Genomic DNA, 23957 nt, shown 5'->3' on the forward strand with positions numbered 1-23957 from the left:
GCTCGTTAGCCAGTCGCTGGATTGGATAAACAGACATCAGCGCTGGTCGTCAAACACTCGCGATTTTGCCAGAGCAGGCATAGCTTTTAACAGCCCTTCTCGCCCTAAACGACGCATATGTTTGCGATTTCTTTCCGGAATGCGCTCTGGTTTGGTCGCAGAAGCCAATACTGCTTCCATTTCGGCTTCACGAATAATGTGCAAAGTGGGATACGGAGCGCGGTTAGTGAAGTGGCTCATATCCGCTTCATCTTCACCCTCAAACAGGTACAGCGGATGGAAGGTTGCCAGCTGTAATATTCCTTCATAACCCAGCTGATACAGCAGGTTGTCGCAGATACCCACCCAATTCCAGTACTCATCAAAATCGTGCAGTACCTCAGGGGTTACAAACAATGCCGTAGGAAGTTGTTGCGGATCCGCCTCAGCAACCCGTTGCAGCAGGTGCATAAACTCAGCGGTAACGGTTTCAAGATCGGAGCTGTGGCTGACGTCAATCAGCAAGGTGTCGAACACGGGGTGAGCGAAGGGACAGAGCCCTTCGCCAATCACCAGCTGCTTTACCCACTCACGAGTCAGCAGCTGGGCATCAGTACTTATTGTACTGCCTCTTTCAGAGCCTTACCGGCTTTGAATGCAGGTACTTTCGCCGCAGGAATGGTGATTGGCTCACCAGTCTGTGGGTTTTTGCCCTGACGCTCTTTACGGTCGCGTACTTCAAAAGTACCAAAACCGATCAGGCTTACGGAATCGCCTTCGCTCAGTGCTTTGGCAATCTGATCAGTAATCGCGTTGATTACTTCAGATGCTTTTTCTTTGCTCAGATCAGCTTGTTCAGCAATGGCCGCAGCCAGTTCTGGTTTACGCATGGAATAAATCCTTATTGTATTGGATAACATCCCCGGCAAAACTCCGGGGTCAATATCGTGTAAATAACAAACAACGGAATTAAGAGTGCTGATAAAACCACACACTCGACTCTCTGACTGGCTTTAACAACCTGCCCTATGGCATCAGGGGAGCCAATTCTTTGTTGAGCGCTACTTTATTCATAACCTTGGCTCCGGTCAAAGCATACCCGAGCAATTTGCCCTCAGAATTGCGAAATTCTGCCTGAACATCGCTTCCTTGCGCATCAATTGACCAGTTTCCGTCACTATTGGCCGCAACTGGAGCGACCGCTACCGGAACTACCGGAGTTTTGACAGTCACCGGCATCACACCATAACTGACCGGCGTGGTGGTGCCAGTGAGTGTTTTCGCCAAGGCTCGGGCCGACGCCATCAATGGCAAGACATACAACAACACATGACCTTCAACTTCGGCACAATCACCCAAAGCATAGATGTCCGCTTCGCTGGTTTGCAGCTCACGATTCACCACAATGCCGTGGCTAACCTGCAAACCGGCTTTTACCGCCAGATCCAGACGCGGGCGCAAACCAATGGCGGAAACAACCAGATCGGTTTCAATGGTCTGGCCATTACTCAGGTACGCCACCAGCGCATCATTTTCTTTGCTGATGCGAGTGACCAGTGGACCCAGGTGAAAACGAACACCCAAACCTTCAAGCCCTTGCTGAACAGCATTGGCCGCTTCTTCAGGTAATAAGGACGGCAGAATATGATCACACGGCGCCACCACATCCACATCAAACCCACCACTGACCATATCATTGGCAAATTCAGCACCAATCAGGCCTGCGCCCATAATCAGTACCCGTTTTTTGCCCTCGGCCGCAGCGCGGAACTGCGCATAATCCTGTAAATCATTGATGGAATAGATGTGGTCTTCGGCATCCCCTTCAATACGAGGGCTCAGCGCTTCAGCGCCCCATGCCAATACCAGCTTGCTGTAGGCAATGGGTTCTTCACCGACGAAGACGGTTTTGGATGCCGCATCGATGTTCGTCACCCGGGTGTGAGTGCGAATAACAATATTCAGCTGCTCTGCCATATCTGCGGCGGTCGACATCGCTAATTCATCTGCCGTTTTATTTTTTCCAAAGCCGGTTGATAACATCGGCTTAGAATAATTACGACCATCATCGGCGGTGATCATCAGAATGCTCTGATCCGGATTCAGCTTGCGACATTCCTTAACCAGGTTATATCCCGCCAGGCCTGAACCAATAACAACAATCGGTTGTGTCATGTCAGGGGTACTGCTCATAGTAATTCCTTAAACGCTTCTCAGATTTCGACCATTTCAAAATCATCCTTACCAACACCGCAATCCGGACAGATAAAATCATCGGGGACATCATCCCAGGCCGTACCTGGTGGGATACCTTCTTCCGGTGCGCCTTCTGCTTCGTCGTAAATCCAGCCACAAACAACACATTGCCATCTTTTCATGATGAATCTCTCTTATTATTACTAATCACACTCTGCCATCAGAACCTGGCAGCTTTGGAGAAGTCGTAACGCTACTGATGCCAGTGACTAAAAGCAACGGTCATTTACCGGCATCGGATGGTTGAAAGATGTCAGCAATCGAATGATTTCATCGCTGAGCTGTCACTTGCAGCGGGGTTTTTCCTTGCGAAATGAGCAACTTTCGAGCATCCTGCGCGGCGATGAACAGTTCAGCGTTACACCACATTCTGCATCCGCTTGCACCCAACTGGTCGACCCGAAATCGTATTGTGCCATCCAGCCTTCCGAATGATTGGCGAGATTGGTTATTTGACCATGGTTCACTGACCGCCAGGCTCAGCCAGCTCGGAGACTTCCGGGTCGAAATCGTGCGCGAGTATCACGGCCGACCAACGCCACTGGAACAGCAGCGCCTTAGCCTGGCTCATCAGTGCAAGGTTTGGGTCAGAGAGGTGATTCTGCATGTGAACAACCAACCACTGGTATACGCCCGTACCGCCATCCCGCTACCCACGCTGACCGGCCAGGAACGTCGCCTGCAATATCTGGGCAAGCAGTCTCTGGGCAGTTATCTCTTCCGCCAGCCAAACCTGAAGCGTCAGCCTCTGATGGTTTCTCACTGCAATTCAAACCCGTTAGCGCTAGAATGGTGCCGGCATTCGGTATTTACCCTGGGCGATAAACCCCTGATGGTATCGGAAGCCTTTTCCCAACAACTGGCGGGGCTGACTCCGCAGTGATGTGAACGGTGTTATGTCTTCTGTCTTGCAGCCCCTACAGCGCGTTTTGCAACAACAATTAGATCGATATTTTCCACGCTGGTTTGATTGGGTTCAGCTGACCCGTATCGACAAACCCGTCGGTTCTTACCTGCTACTGTGGCCAACCTTATGGGCCTTATGGATCGCAGGCGAAGGGCATCCTTCCTTGGCCAATACCTGCATTTTTGTTCTGGGTGTTTTTTTAATGCGCTCGGCGGGCTGTGTCATCAATGACTTTGCCGACCGAGACATTGATGGGCATGTAAAGCGAACGCATACACGCCCATTAGCAACCGGTAAAATCACCGCCAAAGAAGCGCTGATTACTTTTGCCATCCTGATTATTGTGGCGTTTGTGTTGGTGTTATTCACCAATCAATTCACGGTATTACTGTCATTTGGCGGCCTGGCTCTGGCCTCGCTTTATCCTTTTATGAAACGCCATACCCATCTGCCACAGGTGGTATTAGGGGCCGCGTTTTCCTGGGCGATTCCAATGGCCTTTGCCGCACAAAGCAACGAGCTGCCTGCTGTTGTGTGGTTGCTGTATATCGCTAACCTGAGCTGGACGGTTGCTTACGATACGGTTTATGCCATGGTCGATCGTGACGATGACATCAAAATCGGGGTGAAATCCACGGCCGTTTTATTTGGCGATATGGACATCGTGATGGTAGCCACACTCAAAGGCATTGCCGTGTTTGCCTTACTGCTGGCCGGTAGCCAGTTAGAACTCAGCTGGCCGTATTACCTGGCGTTACTGGCCGGTGCGGCTTTTCTCAGCTGGCAGGTATGGAATATCCGCTCACGAGAACGCGACATTTGTTTTGCCACTTTCCGTCAGAGTCATTGGTTCGGACTCATTATCTGGTTAGGTCTGGCGCTGCATTATTTACTGACGTGAGTCTGGTAATAAGACAGTAATATGACAACTTTGTAGAAAAGCCGGGTTGGCATCACCCACCTGTCACATGCTTGTAACATTATCCCAGTGTAATACCGCGCATTATCAAATATGACACTTGCGTGACTGGAACTATGAGTAAAGCAGGTAAAACCGTACTGATCGTTGATGACGAAGCCCCAATCCGCGAGATGATTGCTGTCGCTCTGGAAATGGCTGGCTATGAATGTCTGGAAGCGGCCACCGCACAGGAAGCACACTCACAAGTGGTTGACCGCCAACCCGATATGATCCTGCTGGACTGGATGTTACCGGGAACCAGCGGTGTCGAGTTTGCACGTCGTTTGAAGCGTGAAGAGCTGACCGCCGAGCTGCCGATTATCATGCTCACCGCCAAAGGTGAAGAAGATAACAAGGTACAGGGGCTGGAAGCAGGCGCGGATGATTACATCACCAAACCGTTTTCACCGCGAGAGCTGGTTGCTCGACTGAAGGCTGTACTGCGTCGTGCCACACCACAAGGTATTGAAGAGCCGATTGCCGTAGGTGGCCTGGTACTGGATCCGGTCTGCCACCGGGTGATGTCGCATGAGTCGCCGATTGATATTGGTCCGACTGAATATCGCCTGCTGCAATTTTTTATGACCCACCAGGAGCGCGCCTACTCGCGTGCGCAGTTGTTGGATCAGGTTTGGGGGGGCAACGTGTATGTTGAAGAGCGTACCGTGGATGTTCATATTCGCCGTTTACGCAAAGCACTCGGTGATGCCCACGACCACCTGATCCAGACCGTTCGTGGCACCGGTTATCGCTTTTCAACCAAAGCATCGTAAGTGATGAATCCAGCCTGGCGCAGGGAGTTGCGCCCTCTGCTGCTATTGCTGGCAACGGCACTGGCAGCAGGCTATTTTTTCAACGAGTTCAGTTTTTCTTTCGCTTTTGCCTGTGGTCTGTATATTCTCTGGCAATGGTTACAACTCTACCGCCTACACCACTGGCTTCAGCAAGGTCAAAGCACACAACTTCCTTCGACATACGGCATCTGGGGCAGTATTTTTTACCAAACCCAGCGCTTGCAGCAACGCAGCCAAAAACACCAGCAACGGCTACAGGCCATTATTAATCGTATTCAGGATTCGACCGCTGCCTTACAGGACGCCGTTTTAATGGTCGACAGCCATGGCAATCTGGAATGGTGGAATCGTGCTGCCGGCGAGTTTTTAGGCCTCAAAGCACCAGTGGATGTCGGCCAACCCATCACCAATCTGATTCGTAACCCACTGTTTAAAGGGTATTTTGATTCGGTCAATTATGATGAGCCATTATCCATCCCATCACCGGTTAATGCTCAGTTGCAGCTGCAATTTAATATCACCCTGTTTGGCCGTAAGGACCGACTGATTCTGGTGCATGACATCACCCGCCTGAAACAATTGGAAGCCATGCGCAAAGATTTCGTCGCCAATGTCAGTCACGAGCTGCGCACACCGTTAACCGTGGTATCCGGCTATATCGAAACGATGGACATGGCCGCCGATTCTCTGCCGCCACGCTGGGGCCGGATGATCAGCCAGATGGCGCAACAAAGCCGCCGAATGGAAAGTCTGATTACCGATTTGCTGATGTTGTCACGTTTAGAAACCAGCCATCAGAACCAGCCTGATTCTGTCAGCATTAGATCAATGCTTGAAACCATTGTTGCTGATGCACGTGCGCTCAGTGGTGATCGACATCACCAGCTAACACTGAAAGTCCAGTCAGATGACCAGTTAAAAGGCTACACCGATGAATTACACAGCGCCTTCTCAAACCTGATTTTTAATGCGGTGAAATACACTCAGGATGGAGGGGAAATTCAGGTGAGCTGGTCACGTCACCCGGATGGTGTACGTTTATGCGTGAAAGATAATGGCCCTGGCATTGATGAACACCATATACCACGACTCACCGAGCGTTTTTATCGGGCAGACCCAAGTCGTAACAACCAGACCGGAGGTACCGGGCTGGGATTGGCGATTGTTAAACACGTGTTATTACGGCACCAGGCCGAGTTGGAAATTCACAGCACCCTGGGGCAAGGCAGTGAATTCTGCTGTCACTTTCCAGCGGAGCGCTGCCTCACGGATACAGAGCCGACTATTTAACGCCGTTATGGCAACGTAAGTCGTTTTTAACGCACGCTGGCAATATATTTGGACAGGGTCGCCATCTTATCCGGATCATCATCCACGTAACGAATTAGCATCTGAATCGTTTCGGCATCCACATGCGGCTCCTGCGCCTGCATCATGCGTACATAACCGTTGATTCGGGCGACATCGCCACCTTCTTTATCGGTGATATCCAGCACCACCTGCTCCAACAACGCCGGTAACGGGCCTTCACGACGGAACACACCCAACATTTCCTGCAGGTTAATATCTTTAATCACTAACTTAGCCGAGCCACCAGAACCAAAGCGCACACTGACGATGCCTTTGGCACGCGCTGCGGGTTTCTTAGCCGTTGTGGATTTCGCTGGCGCGGCTTCATCAACCACTTTGGCCGACTTGCTGTTGCCCATTAAAACCGAAGCGCCCCCCATATCCTGAGCGGCTGGCTTGGCTTCTTTTGGATTGGGTTTAGCAGAAGCCACAGCAAGCACGTTGGCAGAATCCCCTCCCAAACCCGTAGCATGCTGCTTATCAGCCACATTCGGACGGATTTTATGATGCTTAAACACCAACTTGCTGAGCTTGGCGACAAAGTTATCACGGGTGAAGGGTTTGCCAATGTAGTCGGAGACACCGGCTTCCACGGCTTTCACAACATGGTCACGATCGCCTCGGCTGGTGATCATCATAAACGGTACTTGTTTATAACGCTCATCAGCGCGCATCCACTGCAACACTTCAATACCGGAAACTTCCGGCATTTCCCAGTCACACAACACCACGGCGATGTCCTGGCTGTTCATCACACTGATGGCTTTACGCCCATCAATGGCTTCGAACAGCTCACAGCCAGGGTAGGTATCTTTTACGGCTTTTTTTACCAGGTCACGGATGAATGCCGCATCATCCACCACCAGAATTTTCAGTTTTGCCATCAGTCAGTCGGGTTGTTACATCATTCTTTAAAGCATAGTTCAGCGTGTCGCCTTTGCCCGAAAGAATGTCATGGTCAACAAATGGCATTTGTTCCAGTCGCAATAATGTGGCACCAATCACCGCCGCTGGCATCACAAACCAGTTCACCAGAGGAATGGTCATCAGTAACGCTACGATGGCGCCAAACCCCAGTACGGTCAGAGGTTGCTGGCCTAAAGTGGTGCGGGTTTCCGCAAAGGGGCGGGTATGGTTATCAAAGGAATAATCCAGGTATTGCAGCGCCACAATCCAGCTGCCGAACCAGAACCATAAAAACGGGGCTGCCAGATTCACCACCGGAATCAAGCTGATAATGATCAGCCCCAGATAACGCGGCAACATGTAGCCCAGCTTAGTGAGTTCCCGCAATAAAGTCCGTTTCACCATGCTCGGAATAGATTCATCCGGAATGGTCGAACCTTGCTGTTGTTCGACTTTTTCACTCAGTAAGCCATTAAAAGGGCTGGCAATCACCACCAGAATGGCACTGAAGAAATAGGCAAAAATCAGCAGCACTGTCATCACCGCCACCGGCATCAGAATCCAGTACAGCCAATCCAGCCAGGACGGCACATACCCCAGCACGTCTTCAATCGAACCATGCAGCCACTGAATACCAGAGTAACTCAGAAAAGATACCAGAATGGCATTGATCAGAATTGGCCAGGCCACATAAGGCCGCAGTTCCGGGCGGCCTAACTGCATAAAACCGCGCCACACATAACTGAAGCCCAGAATCGGATTACCTTTCATATCATCGCTACCTGCATCGTTTTGCATCAACTTTTCGTGCATCAATCAGGCGGCTTTTATACAATGCGCCCCCCGCAAATTCTAGCTCGGTGCGGCAATAGCCCGGGCAGTATTACAATTTTTGACTGAGTGATTTAGCCGGAGCATTCCACGCATGACCCCTGAACGTCTGCAACGCATCAAAGATACCCTGGACAAACGCCAGCCGGATTTAACGGTACTGACCGATGAAGTGTACAAACCGCATAACCTGGCCGCTATTGCCCGTACCTGTGATGCCGTGGGCATCCCGGAAGTGCATGTAGTATGGCCACACGATACCTTCCGGTTAAAAACAGCCGCCCTGGCGGGTTCAGATTCCTGGATTGAAAAACACACTCACCCGGATATTGCCTCAGCCATTACCGGCTTTCAGCAACAAGGTTATAAAGTGTGTGCCGCTCACCTGAGTGACGAAGCAATTAACTACCGTGATTACGACTTTACTCAGCCAACGGTATTAATGATGGGTACGGAAAAAGAAGGCATCAGCGATACTGCTGCCGAGCTGGCGGATCACCATCTGATTATTCCGATGCAGGGTATGGTGGAGTCGTTTAATGTGTCGGTGGCGGCAGCCATCATTCTTACCGAAGCCCAGCACCAGCGTCAGAAAGCCGGGTTATACGATGAGCGCCGTTTGGATGACGAACTGTATGAACGCCTGCTGTTTGAGTGGTGTCGTCCGATTGAGCTTAAGCTGTGCAAAAAATACAACCTGCCTTATCCGGCCTTACGTGAAGATGGCGAGCTGGCTGATCCTCAGGCATTTTCCGCACTGATCAACTCACCTCAATTTCAGAAAAAGTAGCCTCAATTTCAGAAAAATAGCCTCCGCTTCAGAATAAATAGGCTTCTTTATAGCGGCTCAAAGCTGAATTGATAATCGCCTTTGGGCCAGACCATCTGGCTCAGGGGTTTTCTTTGATAGCGCATATCGCTCTTCCAGAATTGAACAAACTTTTCTTTTTGCTCAGGCAAACAGTGCATACCCAATAAAGCGCCTTTGACAGCCTTAGGCGGCAAGGTTAAGAGGTTCATTTGTGTTCCCTGAACCTGAATCTGCTTCGTCAGGTCACTGCCAGGCACAACCAGCGCGGACTGTTGCAAGCCACCATTATTCGAAGTCGCACTACTCAGAGGCGCGCTGCTGAGTCGCTCACAATAACGGGCGGGCGCATCATTCCGGAACTGGACTGGTGTTATCTCATGTGCCAACAGATCAGGGTCCAATGCCAGCCATATTCGCTGAAAACCAGCATCCGATTGCTGCCAGGCAGCTAACGATTCAGGGTCATGATAAAAATGCTGGTAGTACCAGTCGCTCGCTACTTGCTGCTGTTTCGCACTTATTCTGTCCTTGTGCTGTGTTAACGCTTTTTCAATTTGCGGACGTTTACTTTGTGCTTGCTGCAAAAACTGATCAAATGTCAGCAACCCCCGAACAGCGGGGTTCAGGCGCTCATATTCACGCTGCATATGATCCAGGTAATCGGTTTCAGACAGGGCTGACGCTGGCTGCGGTGGTAGCTGCATCCAGGGTTTGTCCGGCCGTCTCAGCGGTAACATGCCCCACTTCAGGCAAGGAATAATTTCGCCATCCAGAGGCAAATAGCAAACGTTCTTAGCTAATGTCATCATTACTCATACTTACGTGGTAAAACCCCTAGCAGAGATCAGCCATGTCACTTGTGAGATATATCTCACAAAGTAGTAGGACATATCGATAAATCACCTTCGTCAATTTACCAAACACTGCTGCAGAATTTATTTAAGCCATTGATTTTAAATGTATTTTTCATTTATTACCCACTTAGACAACTAATGCATTGCGCGACATTTCCCTTTTCGATCCACCAGAGTTTGCTATCTTTAATTCCGCAGGACGCAGCGCTGACAGGATGTTAGCTGATCTGGATGATCACTTAAGGATGATAGAGCATGATGCTCTGAAGGACACGAAGAAGGATCTTCAAGAGGAATGGCAAGGCTGCCAACACGGAAGAACGGAACGGAAACCCATGGATGATGGATTAACTGAACGTGATGGATCACGAGCAGGGAAGATAAGCCGGGACGCCAGGACGAAAGATCGCTAAGGAAGCAGTCAAGGATGATCAATCACCAAGGTTAGGTGACATGGATGATCGCAAACCAGGATGGTTTTAGGGTGCTGTGACAGCCCGGACAGGACGTCCGGGCTGTCCGATTTTTTTGTTTTCCATCACACCTTCTTTTGTTTCTGCGCCAACAAAGCCACCAAAACAAAACTTCCCATAATCACTGTTAAAAACTGCCACCCAGGCAAACTCCGAAGCAGGTTTTCAATCAGCGGTGTTAGCCAAACGGATAACGCACCATACCCCACCGAACACAACGCAATAAACGCCGACAAACGCACCCAAAAAGCTTGCTTCTTCACTAATACCCGTAGCCCGGAATTAATATGATCACCAAAAATCACTAAGGCCGTCGCCACCAGTGCCAGGGCGATATCATCGGTATGTGGACGCAGGAAAACCACCAGCTTTTCGATCAAAACCATTATTTTTCAGTCAATTCAATTGCTTAAGAAAACAGGCTAGTAACGATTTCAAACCAGTGCGAGAGTCACTTACGAAAGACTACAAAACAGCAAAGAAATACACTGGAGATGCAGGCTGGCTGTGCCATTCTGAGCTTGTACTTATTCACGGGAAGGTTTGATCAGAATGCGGAACAATCATGAATCATCTCCTCCACCCTACCGATTAGGCGACCTGCTGATCAAGCAGCAGCTGATCACCCCAACGCAGCTGCAGCAGGCATTGCAACAGCAAGCTAACTCGGGAGATCGGCTGGGAAACATCCTGCTACAGATGGGCGCTCTCAGTTCTGCGACTCTGAAAAGAACCCTCAGCAAACAACGTTGGTTGCGACCCTGTGCCACCTGCTTTGCCTTGATGAGCCCAATCACAACCTGCTTTGCCAGCAATGATGAAAACGATAGTTACCAGCACTGGGTACAAACCCAACAATGGCAAGAGGTGTCTTATCACAGCGTTCGCAATCACTCTTCTGCCGATTTAATGAAATTTGCAGCCGAAGCTGCCTGGGGAATTTACAAAGGGGAAGCTCAAGCTGGTGAGTGGCGCTACTCACTCAGCAAACAAACCAAGGCAGACGGCTACAGCCTGCAAATGTCGATGCGCTTCTGAATCATTACTGGTTTATTTCAGGCATAAAAAAAGCCCGTACTACCGTACGGGCTTTTTAATATGGTGCCGCCACCAAGAGTCGAACTCGGGACCTACTGATTACAAGTCAGTTGCTCTACCAACTGAGCTATAGCGGCTAAGTGGGTGCGAATATTAGAGATCAGAATTCAATGCGTCAACTGTTTTTTTCGCTAAGTTTATGAAAATCTTAACTTTCTTCAATATCGTCTATTCTCAGATTAGCGCTGCATGCGCTTAATAAAAATGTCACAATCCACTTCAGAGTTTTCACGTAAGATTAGGACCCCGCATGAGTGGCTATATTCTGGTTGTAGACGACGAACCCGCAATTTCTGAGATGATCAGCACCAGCCTTGAGCTGGCCGGCTTTAAGGTAAAACTTTCTGCCAATGGCGCATTAGCGCATCAGATGATTATTAATGATCGCCCGGACCTGGTGTTGCTCGATTGGATGATGCCGATGATGTCAGGCATTGAACTCACCAAAAAGCTGAAGCGTGACGAGCGGACCTCTGATATACCCGTGATTCTGTTAACCGCTCGTGGCGATGAAGACGACCGGATATCAGGCCTGGATGCCGGTGCCGATGATTATGTGGTGAAACCTTTTTCCCCGCGCGAACTGATTGCCCGCATTCGTGCCGTACTCAGAAGAACCAACACCAGTGGTGATGGCCAGCTGAGCGCTGGGAAAATTCAGCTGGACCGCAGCAACCAGCAATGCACCATCAGCGATGCCAGTGTGACGCTTGGCCCGCTTGAGTTCCGGTTGCTGGAGTTTTTCATGCTGCACCCGAATCGCGTATACTCGCGCGCCCAATTACTGGATCGGGTATGGGGTGGCAACGTATACGTTGAAGACCGCACAGTGGACGTTCATATCCGACGCTTACGGAAGGCGATATCGATAGACGATCAGGACAAGCTGATTCAGACCGTTCGCGGTGCTGGTTATCGCTTTAGTCCTGATGAATAAACCAATATGGCGCCTGATCGCCTGACGTGAGGCTCGAACATTGCATCAATCTGCGTTGCAGGGTGAACTGACCAAAGTCGGTGTTGTTATTACCCTGGGTCTGGCCTCTGGCTGGACCATTAATCAACCTCTTTACGGTTTATTGGCAGGCCTGATCGTCGCGCTGATTATGTCCGTTCGTACGATGAATGCCCTGTTTCGCTGGAGCTACCGCCAGGGCCCTGCACCTCAGGATAGTGGCTTGATCGGCTACAGTGTGGATAAGCTGATTCGTCGGGAAAAGAACCTCAAGACCAAGCTGGCACAACAGGCCAAACAGCTAAGACGCTACAATCAGGGGATAGAATCTCTGCAGGATGGCGTAGTGATTATTGATCAGGAAGGCTACATCACCAATTTCAATGCAGCTGCGCTCTACCTTTTATCGTTACGCAAAGAAGATGAAGGCCAGCATATTAAAAACCTGATCCGGACTCCCAGCTTTATTAAATACTTTGATCGTGGTGATTATTCAGACTCTCTGCAATTTGATATCCAGAATATCAAGCAAACCTCCCTTCAGGTTCAGATCACACAATTTGGCATTGATCAGAAAGTGATGCTCATCCGTGATGTGACTGAACGCAAGCGGGTTGAGACCATGCGTCAGAACTTTATCGCGGACGTCTCTCATGAACTGCGTACACCATTGACCGTGATTAACGGCTATCTCGAAATGCTGGCGGATATGGAGCTACCGAATGCACTTGAGAAAGCGGTCGGCCAGATGAACAGTCAGGGCCAGCGTATGAAAAGCCTGGTGAATGATCTGATTCAGTTATCAAAGCTGGAAAGCGCCAACAGCGAACGCAGCGGCGAACGTTTTAATCTCAGAAGCCTCGGGCACTCTGTCGTCGATCAACTGCAGGAGTATGGCGATTCTGATATTCACTTCCTGTGCGAGCAGGAGATTGAAATTGAGGGTTTCAGCGATGAAATGAGTTCGGTACTCAGCAATCTGATTACCAATGCCATTAAATATGGCAATAACAGCGATGTAGAATTCCGTATCCAGCCAATGGATAGCGGTATCGAGGTGAGCGTAACCGATCACGGCATGGGCATTCCGCCAGAGCATATTGCACATCTGACCGAACGCTTTTACCGGGTTGATGATTCACGCGAATCCACCGTTGGCGGTTCCGGCCTTGGCCTGGCGATTGTTAAACATGCATTGGAGCATCATGACACTCTGCTGGAAGTCGAATCAGAAATCGGCAAAGGCAGCACCTTCAGCTTTGTGATTCCGGCAGAGCGGGTTATATAAACAACCCGCTTTTTCTCTTGTCTGATTACCTGCTAAACCTGCAACTCTGCGACATCAGGAAAACGCTCCTGCCAGCCATCGATCAATTCTGTCTGATCGATGTCCCATGGATGAAAACCGGTTTTAAAAAACGGCACCAGCGCTTTCATGGTATTGCGCATCATGCCATGGTCTTTGTTCCAGAAAAAATGGAACGCTTGCTTCCACTCTTTCCAGCTTGGTCGATGTTTTTTTGCAATTAACAGCTGTAACTGATGCTTTGCCAATCGGACAAACAGGCTCGTCACCGCCAGAACCATCACCCGCTTGCGCATAAATTCGTTATCTACAAATTGGCGATACACATCAAACGCAACGGCTTTGTGTTCAATTTCTTCCACCGCATGCCAAATCAGCATTTTGCGTAATGTTGGATCAATATCGGCATAATAATCCGGGTTTTCCAGAATTTGTTCTGCCAGAGTAGCGGTGAAGTGTTCCATTGCAACGGTCAACGCCAGCTGGCGAGGCGCCGATAGTTTTTTCAGAAACTTAACCCGCTTTTCCATCGTTCTTTCAACTTTATCGACGGGAAACCCCATGCCAACCAGCTTGTCATTTAATCCTTCGTGAGAGTGACCATGGTGCGCTTCCTGCCCAATAAAGCCACGGATCTGCTCTTTCAGAACCGGGTCAGTCACCTGATCACGATAGTTGCGAACGGAATGAATAAAGAAGCGCTCGCCTTCCGGAAACATCGCCGATAACGCGTAAAAGAAAGTACTGATCAGTGAGTTATCTTCAACGGCAAACGTGCGCATAGGCTCACTCATATCAAATGCCATGCGACGGGCTTTTATTTCCAGCGATTCAGGGGTAGGTGTTTTTGTTGTCATAGCCACTCCAGGCACAGTGAAGGCCGTTTTATTGTTATGACAGCCAGTGTTACACAGCCCATCAAATCACTCCCGGTGCAATGTCTTCAGGCCATGGTGATTCTGACTCAATTTCCCCCTTATGCTGAATCTGCTTGCGCAAACCCGTCAGGCACATTAACTTGCTCGCCATGACAATAAGAATATTAGGTCAGGGTGACCATCACATCTCTTCAGACTATTTGATTCTTTTATCAGAGCTGGCGTTTGAACGTGGTATGACTACCACCGATTTACTCAAAGGCACCGGACTGACAGAAGAGCTTTTTCTGTCTCCCGATACTCGCGTGGGCCATACCTCTGCCATTGCCTTTGTTGAGCGATTTTGCCAACTCACTCAGGATATTGGTATTGCGATTGAGTTTGGCAAACGCATGACACTATCCAGTCATGGGACACTGGGCTTTGCCGCACAATGCAGTGAAACCATGGAGCAAGCTGGCAATAAAGTCACACGTTTCCTGGAAACCCGTGCGCAGATTTTCACTATGAAACGCGAACCCACATCAGAGCATAGGGTATTGTCGGTTTCACCGCGGTTTGAAAGTGAGCTTGCCGCTCCGTTTCTGATACTGGCATTTCTGACCAGCATTGAAACCATTTGCCGCACATTGGTCAGCAGCGAAGGCAAGAAGTCACACAGTGACATTTATATTAATTTCGGAAATGGCTGGCAGCACAATACTTCTCTAATACAAAGCGCACTCCCCCACTGCACCATTCACTCCGCAAGCTGCAACCAGTTAATCTGGCCAGTATCAGCGCTATTAAAACCTCTGCCTTTTTTCAACCCGGATATGGAGCTCGCGACGGAACAACGGCTTGAGCAGATACTGAACCTGATCAAAGAACCGAAGACACTGCATGAAACCCTCAGGCAGACATTGATGAAACAGCTACCTATGCTACCGACCATCGATAAAATGGCAGAACAGCTTCATATGTCGGCTGCGACGTTAAATCGCAAGTTAAAAGCAGAAGGTGTGAGTTTTCAGCAGATTAAAGATGAATTGCGTTTTGAACAAGCCAAGCAACTACTAACAGAAGACATCTCATTGGATGCTGTTGCGGCACAGCTGGGTTACAGCGATGCCAGTAATTTCACCAAAGCGTTTAAAAACTGGGCTGGAGAGTCTCCGGCGCAGTTCCGCCAGAAAAACTAACCTTCCTTTCTTCACTCTTTTTTAATTTTTGTTTTAAAAATCTGCCATAAAAAAACCCGGCCTAAACCGGGTTTTTCTGAAGTTCAGTAATTAACGATTAATTACTTCGCTTCTTTAGCTGCTTTTGCCTCAGCCATCACAGTTTCTGCGATGTTCATTGGGCAAGGCATGTAGTGGCTGAACTCCATAGAGAACTGACCACGACCAGAGGTGATGGTACGCAGGTGACCAATGTAGCCGAACATTTCGGACAGAGGTACGTCAGCTTTAATACGAACACCAGTTACACCAGCTTCCTGGTCTTTGATCATGCCGCGACGACGGTTCAGGTCACCGATCACATCACCCACGTTGTCTTCTGGAGTGAATACGTCAACCTTCATGATTGGCTCCAGCAGCTGTGCGCCTGCTTTCGGCATAGACTGACGGAATGCACCTTTTGCAGCGATTTCGAATGCTACTGCAGAGGAGTCAACCGCGTGGTAGCCACCGTCGTGTACGTCGATTTCAACGTCCAGTACCGGGAAGCCAGCCAGAGGGCCTTCAGCCATCATAGCTTTGAAGCCTTTTTCGATTGCTGGGAAGAATTCCTTAGGAACGTTACCACCAACAACAGATGTGGTGAATACGAAACCAGTACCTGGCTCACCTGGCTTCATGGTGTAGTCGATCTTACCGTACTGACCAGAACCACCAGACTGCTTCTTGTGCGTGTAGCTGTCTTCGATCGGCTGAGTGATGGTCTCACGGTAAGATACCTGAGGCTCACCTACTTCCAGTTCAACGCCGTAAGTACGCTTCAGAATGTCGACTTTAATGTCTAAGTGCAGCTCACCCATACCTTTCAGGATGGTTTCGCCGGAATCTTCGTCAGTTTCAACGCGGAAAGACGGATCTTCTGCAACCAGTTTACCAATCGCAACACCCATCTTATCAACAGCGCCTTTGTCTTTTGGCTTAACTGCGATAGAGATTACTGGCTCTGGGAATACCATGGCTTCCAGAGTACATTCGTGCTTAGGATCACACAGAGTGTGACCAGTCTGTACGTTCTTCATACCAACAACAGCAACGATGTCACCGGCTTGTGCAGAAGTCAGCTCAGACTTGTCGTCTGCCTGCATTTCTACCATACGGCCGATACGCTCAGTTTTGCCAGTCGCAGAGTTCAGTACGGTATCACCCTTGTTCATGACACCAGAGTAGATACGGATAAAGGTCAGGGCGCCAAAACGGTCGTCCATGATCTTAAACGCCAGAGCACGCAGTGGCTCGTCAGCAGAAACGATAGCGTGTTCGCCAGTTTCGTTACCTTCTTCGTCAGTCAGAGGCTGAGGATCAACTTCGGTTGGCGACGGCAGGTAGTCAACAACAGCGTCCAGAACCAACTGAACACCTTTGTTTTTGAATGCAGAACCACAGTAAGTTGGGAAGAAGTCCAGCTTACGGGTACCTTCACGGATGCAACGCTTGATGTCGTCCATTGACGGCTCTTCACCTTCTTCCAGGTAAGCCATCATCAGGTCTTCGTCTTGTTCCAGAGCAGTTTCAATCAGCTGCTCGCGGTACATTTCAACGTCGTCCTTCATGTCTTCAGGAACTTCTTTGATTTCGTAGTTCTCTGGCAGACCTGTGTCATCCCATACGAACGCTTGACGGCTCAGCAGGTCAACAACACCTACGAACTCATCTTCTTCACCGATTGGCAGAACCATAACCAGTGGGTTTGCGCCCAGTACTTTCTTAACCTGATCAACAACGCGGTAGAAGTTGGCACCCAGACGGTCCAGCTTGTTAACGAAGATGATACGGGATACTTCAGATTCGTTCGCGTAACGCCAGTTAGTCTCAGACTGAGGCTCAACACCACCGGAACCACAGAATACACCAACACCACCGTCCAGTACTTTCAGGGAACGGTATACTTCAACGGTGAAGTCAACGTGTCCAGGGGTGTCAATAACGTTCAGGCGGTGACCAGCCCATTCACAGGTAACAGCTGCAGACTGAATGGTAATACCACGCTCAGCTTCCTGATCCATGAAGTCAGTGGTGGATTCACCATCGTGAACTTCACCAGTCTTGTGGATCTTACCAGTGAGCTTCAGGATACGCTCAGTTGTAGTGGTCTTACCGGCATCAACGTGAGCGAAGATACCGATATTTCTGTATTTGCTTAAGTCAGTCATATCGTTACTCAAAAAGGTAAGGTCAAAATCGCGCGCCATTCTACAAGGTTTGTTCGCCGAAAGGTACTCTCTTTGTAAGGCAATTTTCATTCACCCGAAAACATGGCCTTTATCCCCGTGATTCAGGGTGAAAGGCTGGCTCAAAAAGCCCCAGATAAAGCGGCTGCTCTGTTACCGCTGCGTGACAGTTGAACAATACCCTTAACACGGATATTGACTCCCATCTCCAGAACATTAATATTGCCCACTTTATTTCGCCCTGAAATCTGTGTGGAGAGTTGATGCTCACTGCGTTGCTCAGGGCTTCGGTTAACAATTAATTATGTTTTTTGAGGGCTGCCCTTATGGCTAAGGAAACGTTTGAGCGTTCCAAACCGCACGTAAACGTTGGCACCATCGGTCACGTTGACCATGGTAAAACTACTTTGACTGCTGCACTGACTCGCGTATGCGCGGAAGTTTGGGGCGGTGAGCTGGTTGCATTCGAAGGTATCGATAACGCACCAGAAGAGCGTGAGCGTGGTATCACCATCTCAACTTCTCACGTTGAATACGAATCCCCAAGCCGTCACTACGCACACGTAGACTGCCCGGGACACGCGGATTATGTTAAGAACATGATCACCGGTGCTGCTCAGATGGACGGCGCTATCCTGGTATGTGGTTCTACTGACGGCCCAATGCCTCAGACTCGTGAGCACATCCTGCTGTCTCGTCAGGTTGGCGTACCATACATCGTGGTATTCCTGAACAAAGCGGACCTGCTGGCTGAAGACTGCGGCGGCGCAGACTCTGAAGAATACGCAGAGATGCTGGAACTGGTTGAAATGGAACTGCGTGACCTGCTGTCTGAATACGACTTCCCAGGTGACGACACGCCAATCATCCCAGGTTCTGCTCTGATGGCTCTGAACGGCGAAGACGATAACGAAATGGGTACTACCGCTGTTAAGAAGCTGGTAGAAACTCTGGATGAATACATCCCAGAGCCAGAGCGTGCGATCGACGGCGACTTCATCATGCCAATCGAAGACGTATTCTCTATCCAGGGTCGTGGTACTGTTGTAACTGGTCGTGTTGAGCGCGGCATCATCAATACTGGTGAAGAAGTTGCAATCATCGGTATCAAAGAGACCACTACTACTACCTGTACCGGTGTAGAAATGTTCCGTAAGATCCTGGACGAAGGCCGTGCAGGTGAGAACGTTGGTGTTCTGCTGCGTGGTACTAAGCGTGACGAAGTTGAGCGTGGTCAGGTACTGGCTAAGCCAGGTTCTATCACTCCTCACACCAAGTTCACTTCAGAAGTATACGTACTGGGTAAAGATGAAGGTGGTCGTCACACGCCATTCTTCAAAGGCTACCGTCCACAGTTCTACTTCCGTACAACTGACGTAACTGGCGCTGTTGAATTGCCAGAAGGCGTTGAAATGGTAATGCCTGGCGATAACGTAACTCTGGAAGTTACTCTGATCGCTCCGATCGCGATGGACGAAGGTCTGCGTTTTGCGATCCGTGAAGGCGGCCGTACTGTAGGTGCTGGCGTTGTAGCATCTATCGTTGAGTAAGACTTAAACGTCTGACTCAAAAAACCCGCCTCGGCGGGTTTTTTTTCGCCCTGAGTTTGGCTAACTGAAAGTACAGCTTCGCCCCCCAAACTGAGGTGAATACTTTTAGCGAGCTTTTTCTTTTAGCAAACACAGGCATAAAAAAACCCGCCATCCTGATCGGATGGCGGGTTTTTCTTAACGTTTTGCTTACTTCTTGAAAGCACCAAAACGCTTCTTGAACTTGTCGATACGACCACCGGTGTCCAGAACTTTCTGCTTACCAGTGTAGAACGGGTGGCAAGAAGAACATACGTCCAGGTTCATAGTACCTGGCTTGGTCGATTTTGTTTCAACAACGTTACCGCAAGAGCAAGTTGCTTTCAGTTCTGCGTATTCTGGTTGAATATCGTTTTGCATAATTAAGCCTCTTTACCTTCACGCCGCCACTGACAGGACTTCTGTTAGCACCGCGCTACTGATATAAGTAGTTAAATTTGTCTTCGCACTTGCGAAGGCATAAAGGACGCGCATAATACCAGAGCCACCGTCAGCAGCAAGCGTTTTCATGCCCTTTTTTGTCGTCACCATCGCCCTTCCCGTGCCTCTGCGCCGCAATTTCGACTACCTGCCAGTACCGGGTGAAAGCCGCGATATCTATCAACCCGGGCAGCGCATCAAAGCAGAATTTGGCCGCCAGCTCTTAACCGGCATCGTGCTCACAACCACAGAACAAACCGACGTTCCGGTCGATAAACTCAAGCCATTATTAGAGCGACTGGACGATCAACCCTTGATCGACTCATCCACACTGGCGCTCTGCCAATGGTTGTCTGGTTACTATCATCACAGCTTAGGTGAAGTACTGGAGCTGGCTCTGCCAACCATGTTACGCCGAGGCTGCAAGCTTACGGAAGCCGATGAAAAAGTCTGGCTCCGACAAGCGGATGCCCCAACGGCGCAGCTCAAAGGTACAAAGCAGCAGTCGCTGTGGCAGTTATTTCAACAACAATCGCAATGGCCTCATAAAGAACTGACCTCTCGCGGCTATACCTTGGCGCAGCTGAAGCGCCTGACTGAACTCAATTTGATTCAGGAAGGCGAGCAACTGCCGCTTCCCGCCATCGCCGAACAAAGCTCTCAACCATTGCCTTTAAACAGCGAACAACAAAAAGCCGTGGATGCCATTCGTGCGCATTTGGGAAGTTTTAAACCCTGCCTGCTGGAAGGTGTTACCGGCTCAGGCAAAACCGAAGTGTATCTGCAACTGATCGCCGAAGCGCTGGCCAATAAGAAACAAGTACTGGTATTGGTGCCGGAAATTGGCTTAACCCCACAAACCGTTGGCCGCTTCCGCGCTCGCTTTAACGTGCCGGTGGCGCTGCTGCATTCCGGATTAAATGATCGCGAGCGACTGCAGGGCTGGCGGCAGTGTAAGGAAGGCAACGCACGAATTCTGATTGGCACCCGCTCGGCAATTTTTACCCCGCTGCCTGATTTGGGGCTGATTATTCTCGACGAAGAACACGATGCCTCGTTTAAACAACAAGACGGCTTACGCTATTCAGCACGGGATTTTGCCCTGGTACGCGGGCATAAAGCTCAGGTGCCCGTGGTACTCGGCTCCGCAACGCCAGCACTGGAAACCTTGCATAACGCACTGACAGGCAAGTATCTGCACCTGAAGTTATTGCGCCGAGCTGGTAACGCCAAACCACCCGCCATGAAGCTGCACAGCATTTTGCACCAGCCCCTCTCCGCCGGCTTTGCACAGCCGGTGTTGGCGAAAATGCAGCAACACCTGCGTAATGGTAAACAGGTGTTGGTGTTTATTAATCGCCGGGGTTTTGCACCCTTACTGGCTTGCCAGCAATGTGGTTGGATGGCCGAGTGTCGTCGTTGTGATGCACGCTTAACTCTGCATCAGCATCCAGCGCACCTGCACTGTCACCACTGTGATTTTCAACAAGGTATTCCGGCTCATTGCCCAGAGTGTCACAGCCCCAACATTGAAGCGGTGGGCCAGGGTACCGAGCGAATTGAGCAACAACTGGAGCAGCTCTTCCCAAACTTTCCGATTCGACGGGTAGACCGTGACAGTGTGCGGACTAAACAAGCCTTTGATGCTTTATTCGACGAGATTCATAACGGTGGCCCCTGCATTCTGGTCGGCACTCAAATGTTAGCCAAAGGCCATCACTTTCCGGATGTGACCATGGTGACCGTCCTCGACAGCGATGCCGGATTATTCAGTGCCGATTTTCGCGGTATGGAACACAGCGCCCAGCTGATTTTGCAAGTTGCCGGACGTGCCGGTCGCGCAGAATCCCCGGGCGAAGTGTGGATTCAGACTCTGTATGCCGATCACCCGCAACTGAATCTGCTGCTCGATAGTGGTTATCACGCCTTAGCGTTATCCATATTGCAGGAACGCAACGCCCAGCAGCTTCCTCCCTACAGCTATATGGCACTGTTACGGGCAGAGTGTGAAGACCGCCATCTGGCACAGCAATTTTTGCAGCAAGCACGTGGCTTTATTCAGGAGCTGCAACGCCAACATCATCAGTTCCATGATCATCAGGGCTTAAAGCTGCAACAGGAAGGCGTGAATCTGTTGGGGCCATTCCCGGCTATTATGGAACGTCGCGCCGGGCGCTTCCGCCACCAGCTGCAACTGTATGCTAAAGAGCGCGCCAGCCTACATCGGGTTGCCGCCACACTGGTGCAGTTTTTGGAGCAACAAAAAGGCTTTAACAAGGTTCGCTGGCATCTGGATATCGATCCGCTCGACACCCTGTAAGCCGTCTATACTGATGGCATCTTTACCCAACGACAGTGAATCGTTATGGAATTTCTCAGCTTCCAGCATGATCAACAGCACTACGCCGTTCCGATTGCCAGCGTGCGTTTTATTACCGCGGATAATTCATTAAAACTGACCCGGGTTGCGCTCGGCGACGGCCAGCAACACGATATGGTTGAGTTTGATGGCAACGCTTGTGTGGTGCTCTCACTGGCGAATTTATTGGGTCAGGATTCCGCCCAAACTGAAGTGCAGGCACTGGTTGATCTGCTACATGCACGGGAACATGATCATGTCAGCTGGCTGGATGCTCTCGAAGATAGCCTGATTCATGACAGCGAATTTACCAAAGCCCGGGACCCAAACCAATGTGCCTTTGGCCGCTGGTATAACGACTTTCACACTGAGAACGAAGCCTTGGCGCATCTACTGGAAAAATTTGATGCGCCTCATCAACGTATACACGCCTTGGCTAATGAACTGCTGACCATGCGCGATGATGGCGAAACCGATGCGGCCATGGCCATTCTGAGCGAACATAAACGCACCACCCTAATCCGCTTACAATCCTTGTTCAGCGATGCCCGCAATATGGTCAGCTCCAGTGTGCGCCCAACCGTCATTATGATTCAGGATGGCAAAAATCAGGTTATTGGTTTAAAAGTAGATGATATCGGCGAAGTCTTCAGTTGCTCAGAAGAGCAGCAAGATACGGGTTCCGATGAGTTATTGCCGTATTTTGCTCATGCCTGGCTGAAAGCGGTGGAGCTGAATGGCGAACAAGTCACCGTGATGCAACTGAACCCTGACCTGTTGTTGCTTAATCAGGATCAGCTTCAACACCAACTGCAACGACATCAACCGCAACAGCATCAACCACAGCAAGACCAACGGCCGGCCACATTCGCATCCGCCGGATAACGCACACAAGATTCGCGATCCTTGCTTAAGAGCTGCTACACTGCGGCTCTTTTTTATGCTGACGAAAATACCGTGTTGTTTCAAAGCCTCAATCTGAATACTCGCCCTGACCTGAAAGGGCTGAACCTGAAAAACCCAATCCACCTGTTTGCGTTTGGTTTAGGGTCAGGTTTGCCGAAAAAAGCGCCCGGCACCTGGGGAACTGTCGCAGCCATTCCGGTATGGCTATTGCTCCTACAAGGCGTACCAACCTTACCCTATATCGGCGTTCTGATTGCTGGCTTTGCCTTTGGCGTAATGGTGTGTGAATACACCTCCCGTGATTTAGGCGTGCACGATCACGGTGGCATCGTCTGGGATGAATGGATTGGTTTGTGGATTACCTATTTGTGGCTGCCTGACGGTATCGCTTGGTTAATCTACGGCTTTGTTCTGTTCCGCTTTTTCGACATCCTTAAGCCCTGGCCAATTCAATGGTTAGATAAAAAAGTACACGGTGGTTTTGGCATCATGATTGATGATGTCTTAGCCGGTATTTTTGCTTTAGCGGTGCTGCAGCTGACAGCCGCGTTGGTATAACACGGATTATTTGAGACTTATTTTATGAAAATTGCTGTTGCCAGCTTAAATGGCGAAACCGTATGCGGACAACCTGGCCGCTGCCGCACCTTTATTTTATTCGATACCGATGGCTTTGAAGTATTAGAGCAGGAAAACATCGAATTCAGTGAAGACTATGTTTTACAGGGATTTGATCCGGAAAAATCACACCCGGTTGATAAAATGGATGTGCTGATTGCGTCGGCCATTGGCGAGGGCCTGGTCAACCAGTTACAACAACGTGACGTCATTGCGGTTGCCACCAATGTTAAAGATGCTGCGGAAGCAGCCCAGCGTTTCCTCGATGGTGATTTACCCATCAAAGACGCTAAAAAGAAAAAGAAGAAATAACCTCTG

General features: G+C 49.9%; 25 protein-coding genes and 1 tRNA gene. 14 read left to right on the forward strand and 12 right to left on the reverse strand.

The features are described 5' to 3' along the window. Positions 1–36: 36 nt before the first annotated feature. From KFF03_RS15830 to KFF03_RS15845, 4 genes are all read right to left on the reverse strand, one after another. On the reverse strand, positions 37–600 hold the full coding sequence (locus KFF03_RS15830; protein WP_370647483.1) for a DUF1415 domain-containing protein: 564 nt from the start codon (positions 598–600) through the stop codon (positions 37–39). Next, positions 597–869, reverse strand: coding sequence for an HU family DNA-binding protein (locus KFF03_RS15835; RefSeq protein WP_255857891.1), 273 nt, complete (start codon positions 867–869; stop codon positions 597–599). Before KFF03_RS15835 ends, KFF03_RS15830 begins: the two co-directional genes overlap by 4 nt. A 136-nt stretch (positions 870–1005) precedes the next feature. Then, a complete protein-coding gene (locus KFF03_RS15840; RefSeq protein ID WP_304941510.1) occupies positions 1006–2172 on the reverse strand; it encodes an FAD-dependent oxidoreductase in 1167 nt (388 codons plus the stop codon). Positions 2173–2192: 20 nt separating this feature from the next. After that, the gene (locus tag KFF03_RS15845) at positions 2193–2357 is read right to left on the reverse strand and encodes a rubredoxin (RefSeq protein WP_255857892.1); all 165 of its coding nucleotides are present in this window, start codon (positions 2355–2357) and stop codon (positions 2193–2195) included. A gap of 191 nt (positions 2358–2548) precedes the next feature. On the opposite strand from KFF03_RS15845, the gene KFF03_RS15850 reads away from it, so the two are divergent. From KFF03_RS15850 to phoR (KFF03_RS15865), 4 genes are all read left to right on the forward strand, one after another. Then, complete coding sequence (locus KFF03_RS15850) at positions 2549–3118, forward strand: chorismate lyase (protein WP_255857893.1); 570 nt, start codon at positions 2549–2551, stop codon at positions 3116–3118. A 13-nt stretch (positions 3119–3131) separates the two neighbouring features. Next, positions 3132–4043 carry a 4-hydroxybenzoate octaprenyltransferase gene (ubiA, locus tag KFF03_RS15855; RefSeq protein WP_255857894.1) on the forward strand — a complete coding sequence of 304 codons (912 nt, stop codon included), beginning with the start codon at positions 3132–3134 and terminating at the stop codon, positions 4041–4043. 134 nt (positions 4044–4177) lie between these two features. Then, the gene (phoB, locus tag KFF03_RS15860) at positions 4178–4876 is read left to right on the forward strand and encodes a phosphate regulon transcriptional regulator PhoB (RefSeq protein ID WP_255857896.1); all 699 of its coding nucleotides are present in this window, start codon (positions 4178–4180) and stop codon (positions 4874–4876) included. Positions 4877–4879: 3 nt separating this feature from the next. Further along, entirely contained in the window at positions 4880–6187 is a 1308-nt protein-coding gene (gene phoR / locus KFF03_RS15865) for a phosphate regulon sensor histidine kinase PhoR (RefSeq protein ID WP_255857898.1), read from the forward strand. Positions 6188–6213: 26 nt separating this feature from the next. Here phoR (KFF03_RS15865) and KFF03_RS15870 read toward each other — a convergent pair whose 3' ends face one another. Further along, a complete protein-coding gene (locus KFF03_RS15870) occupies positions 6214–7131 on the reverse strand; it encodes a response regulator (protein ID WP_255857899.1) in 918 nt (305 codons plus the stop codon). Next, positions 7100–7951 carry a sulfate transporter CysZ gene (cysZ, locus tag KFF03_RS15875; RefSeq protein ID WP_255857900.1) on the reverse strand — a complete coding sequence of 284 codons (852 nt, stop codon included), beginning with the start codon at positions 7949–7951 and terminating at the stop codon, positions 7100–7102. Before cysZ ends, KFF03_RS15870 begins: the two co-directional genes overlap by 32 nt. Before the next feature lie 127 nt (positions 7952–8078). Between cysZ and trmH the strand changes: the two genes are divergently transcribed. Next, positions 8079–8774: a tRNA (guanosine(18)-2'-O)-methyltransferase TrmH gene (gene trmH, locus KFF03_RS15880; protein ID WP_255857901.1), complete on the forward strand. Its 696-nt coding sequence runs from the start codon at positions 8079–8081 to the stop codon at positions 8772–8774. A gap of 47 nt (positions 8775–8821) precedes the next feature. Here the strand turns inward: trmH and KFF03_RS15885 are convergent, their stop codons facing one another. Next, positions 8822–9604, reverse strand: a complete 783-nt coding sequence (locus tag KFF03_RS15885) for a hypothetical protein (protein ID WP_255857902.1) — start codon at positions 9602–9604, stop codon at positions 8822–8824. Positions 9605–10187: 583 nt separating this feature from the next. Beyond that, positions 10188–10508, reverse strand: coding sequence for a DUF3392 family protein (locus KFF03_RS15890; RefSeq protein WP_255857903.1), 321 nt, complete (start codon positions 10506–10508; stop codon positions 10188–10190). A 166-nt stretch (positions 10509–10674) separates the two neighbouring features. Here KFF03_RS15890 and KFF03_RS15895 point away from each other — a divergent pair, with 166 nt between their 5' ends. Then, complete coding sequence (locus tag KFF03_RS15895) at positions 10675–11160, forward strand: hypothetical protein (RefSeq protein ID WP_255857904.1); 486 nt, start codon at positions 10675–10677, stop codon at positions 11158–11160. 61 nt (positions 11161–11221) lie between these two features. On the opposite strand, the gene KFF03_RS15900 is transcribed toward KFF03_RS15895, so the two are convergent. Next, a tRNA-Thr gene (locus KFF03_RS15900) sits at positions 11222–11297 on the reverse strand. A gap of 173 nt (positions 11298–11470) precedes the next feature. Here KFF03_RS15900 and phoB (KFF03_RS15905) point away from each other — a divergent pair. Further along, a complete protein-coding gene (gene phoB, locus KFF03_RS15905; protein WP_255857905.1) occupies positions 11471–12157 on the forward strand; it encodes a phosphate regulon transcriptional regulator PhoB in 687 nt (228 codons plus the stop codon). Between the two features lie 40 nt (positions 12158–12197). Beyond that, a complete protein-coding gene (gene phoR, locus KFF03_RS15910; protein ID WP_255857906.1) occupies positions 12198–13463 on the forward strand; it encodes a phosphate regulon sensor histidine kinase PhoR in 1266 nt (421 codons plus the stop codon). A 32-nt stretch (positions 13464–13495) separates the two neighbouring features. Here phoR (KFF03_RS15910) and KFF03_RS15915 read toward each other — a convergent pair whose 3' ends face one another. Continuing rightward, positions 13496–14338, reverse strand: coding sequence for a metal-dependent hydrolase (locus tag KFF03_RS15915; RefSeq protein WP_255857907.1), 843 nt, complete (start codon positions 14336–14338; stop codon positions 13496–13498). Between the two features lie 170 nt (positions 14339–14508). Between KFF03_RS15915 and KFF03_RS15920 the strand changes: the two genes are divergently transcribed. Continuing rightward, positions 14509–15540: an AraC family transcriptional regulator gene (locus KFF03_RS15920; protein WP_255860946.1), complete on the forward strand. Its 1032-nt coding sequence runs from the start codon at positions 14509–14511 to the stop codon at positions 15538–15540. A 101-nt stretch (positions 15541–15641) separates the two neighbouring features. Here KFF03_RS15920 and fusA read toward each other — a convergent pair whose 3' ends face one another. Next, on the reverse strand, positions 15642–17729 hold the full coding sequence (fusA, locus tag KFF03_RS15925; RefSeq protein WP_255857908.1) for an elongation factor G: 2088 nt from the start codon (positions 17727–17729) through the stop codon (positions 15642–15644). A gap of 344 nt (positions 17730–18073) precedes the next feature. Here fusA and tuf point away from each other — a divergent pair, with 344 nt between their 5' ends. After that, a complete protein-coding gene (tuf, locus tag KFF03_RS15930; RefSeq protein ID WP_255857909.1) occupies positions 18074–19297 on the forward strand; it encodes an elongation factor Tu in 1224 nt (407 codons plus the stop codon). A 189-nt stretch (positions 19298–19486) separates the two neighbouring features. On the opposite strand, the gene rpmE is transcribed toward tuf, so the two are convergent. Then, entirely contained in the window at positions 19487–19696 is a 210-nt protein-coding gene (gene rpmE / locus KFF03_RS15935) for a 50S ribosomal protein L31 (RefSeq protein WP_255857910.1), read from the reverse strand. A 148-nt stretch (positions 19697–19844) separates the two neighbouring features. Here rpmE and KFF03_RS15940 point away from each other — a divergent pair, with 148 nt between their 5' ends. From KFF03_RS15940 to KFF03_RS15955, 4 genes are all read left to right on the forward strand, one after another. Next, positions 19845–22076, forward strand: a complete 2232-nt coding sequence (locus tag KFF03_RS15940; RefSeq protein ID WP_255857911.1) for a primosomal protein N' — start codon at positions 19845–19847, stop codon at positions 22074–22076. 45 nt (positions 22077–22121) lie between these two features. Continuing rightward, positions 22122–23000, forward strand: coding sequence for a CZB domain-containing protein (locus KFF03_RS15945; RefSeq protein WP_255857912.1), 879 nt, complete (start codon positions 22122–22124; stop codon positions 22998–23000). Between the two features lie 72 nt (positions 23001–23072). After that, on the forward strand, positions 23073–23579 hold the full coding sequence (locus KFF03_RS15950) for a phosphatidylglycerophosphatase A (protein ID WP_255857913.1): 507 nt from the start codon (positions 23073–23075) through the stop codon (positions 23577–23579). 24 nt (positions 23580–23603) lie between these two features. Further along, positions 23604–23951 (forward strand): NifB/NifX family molybdenum-iron cluster-binding protein, encoded by a 348-nt coding sequence (locus KFF03_RS15955; RefSeq protein ID WP_255857914.1) that lies wholly within the window; start codon positions 23604–23606, stop codon positions 23949–23951. The last annotated feature ends 6 nt before the right edge of the window (positions 23952–23957 follow it).

Origin of the sequence: Bacterioplanoides sp. SCSIO 12839, from assembly GCF_024397975.1 — a bacterium.
Classification (GTDB): Bacteria; Pseudomonadota; Gammaproteobacteria; order Pseudomonadales; family Oceanobacteraceae; genus Bacterioplanoides.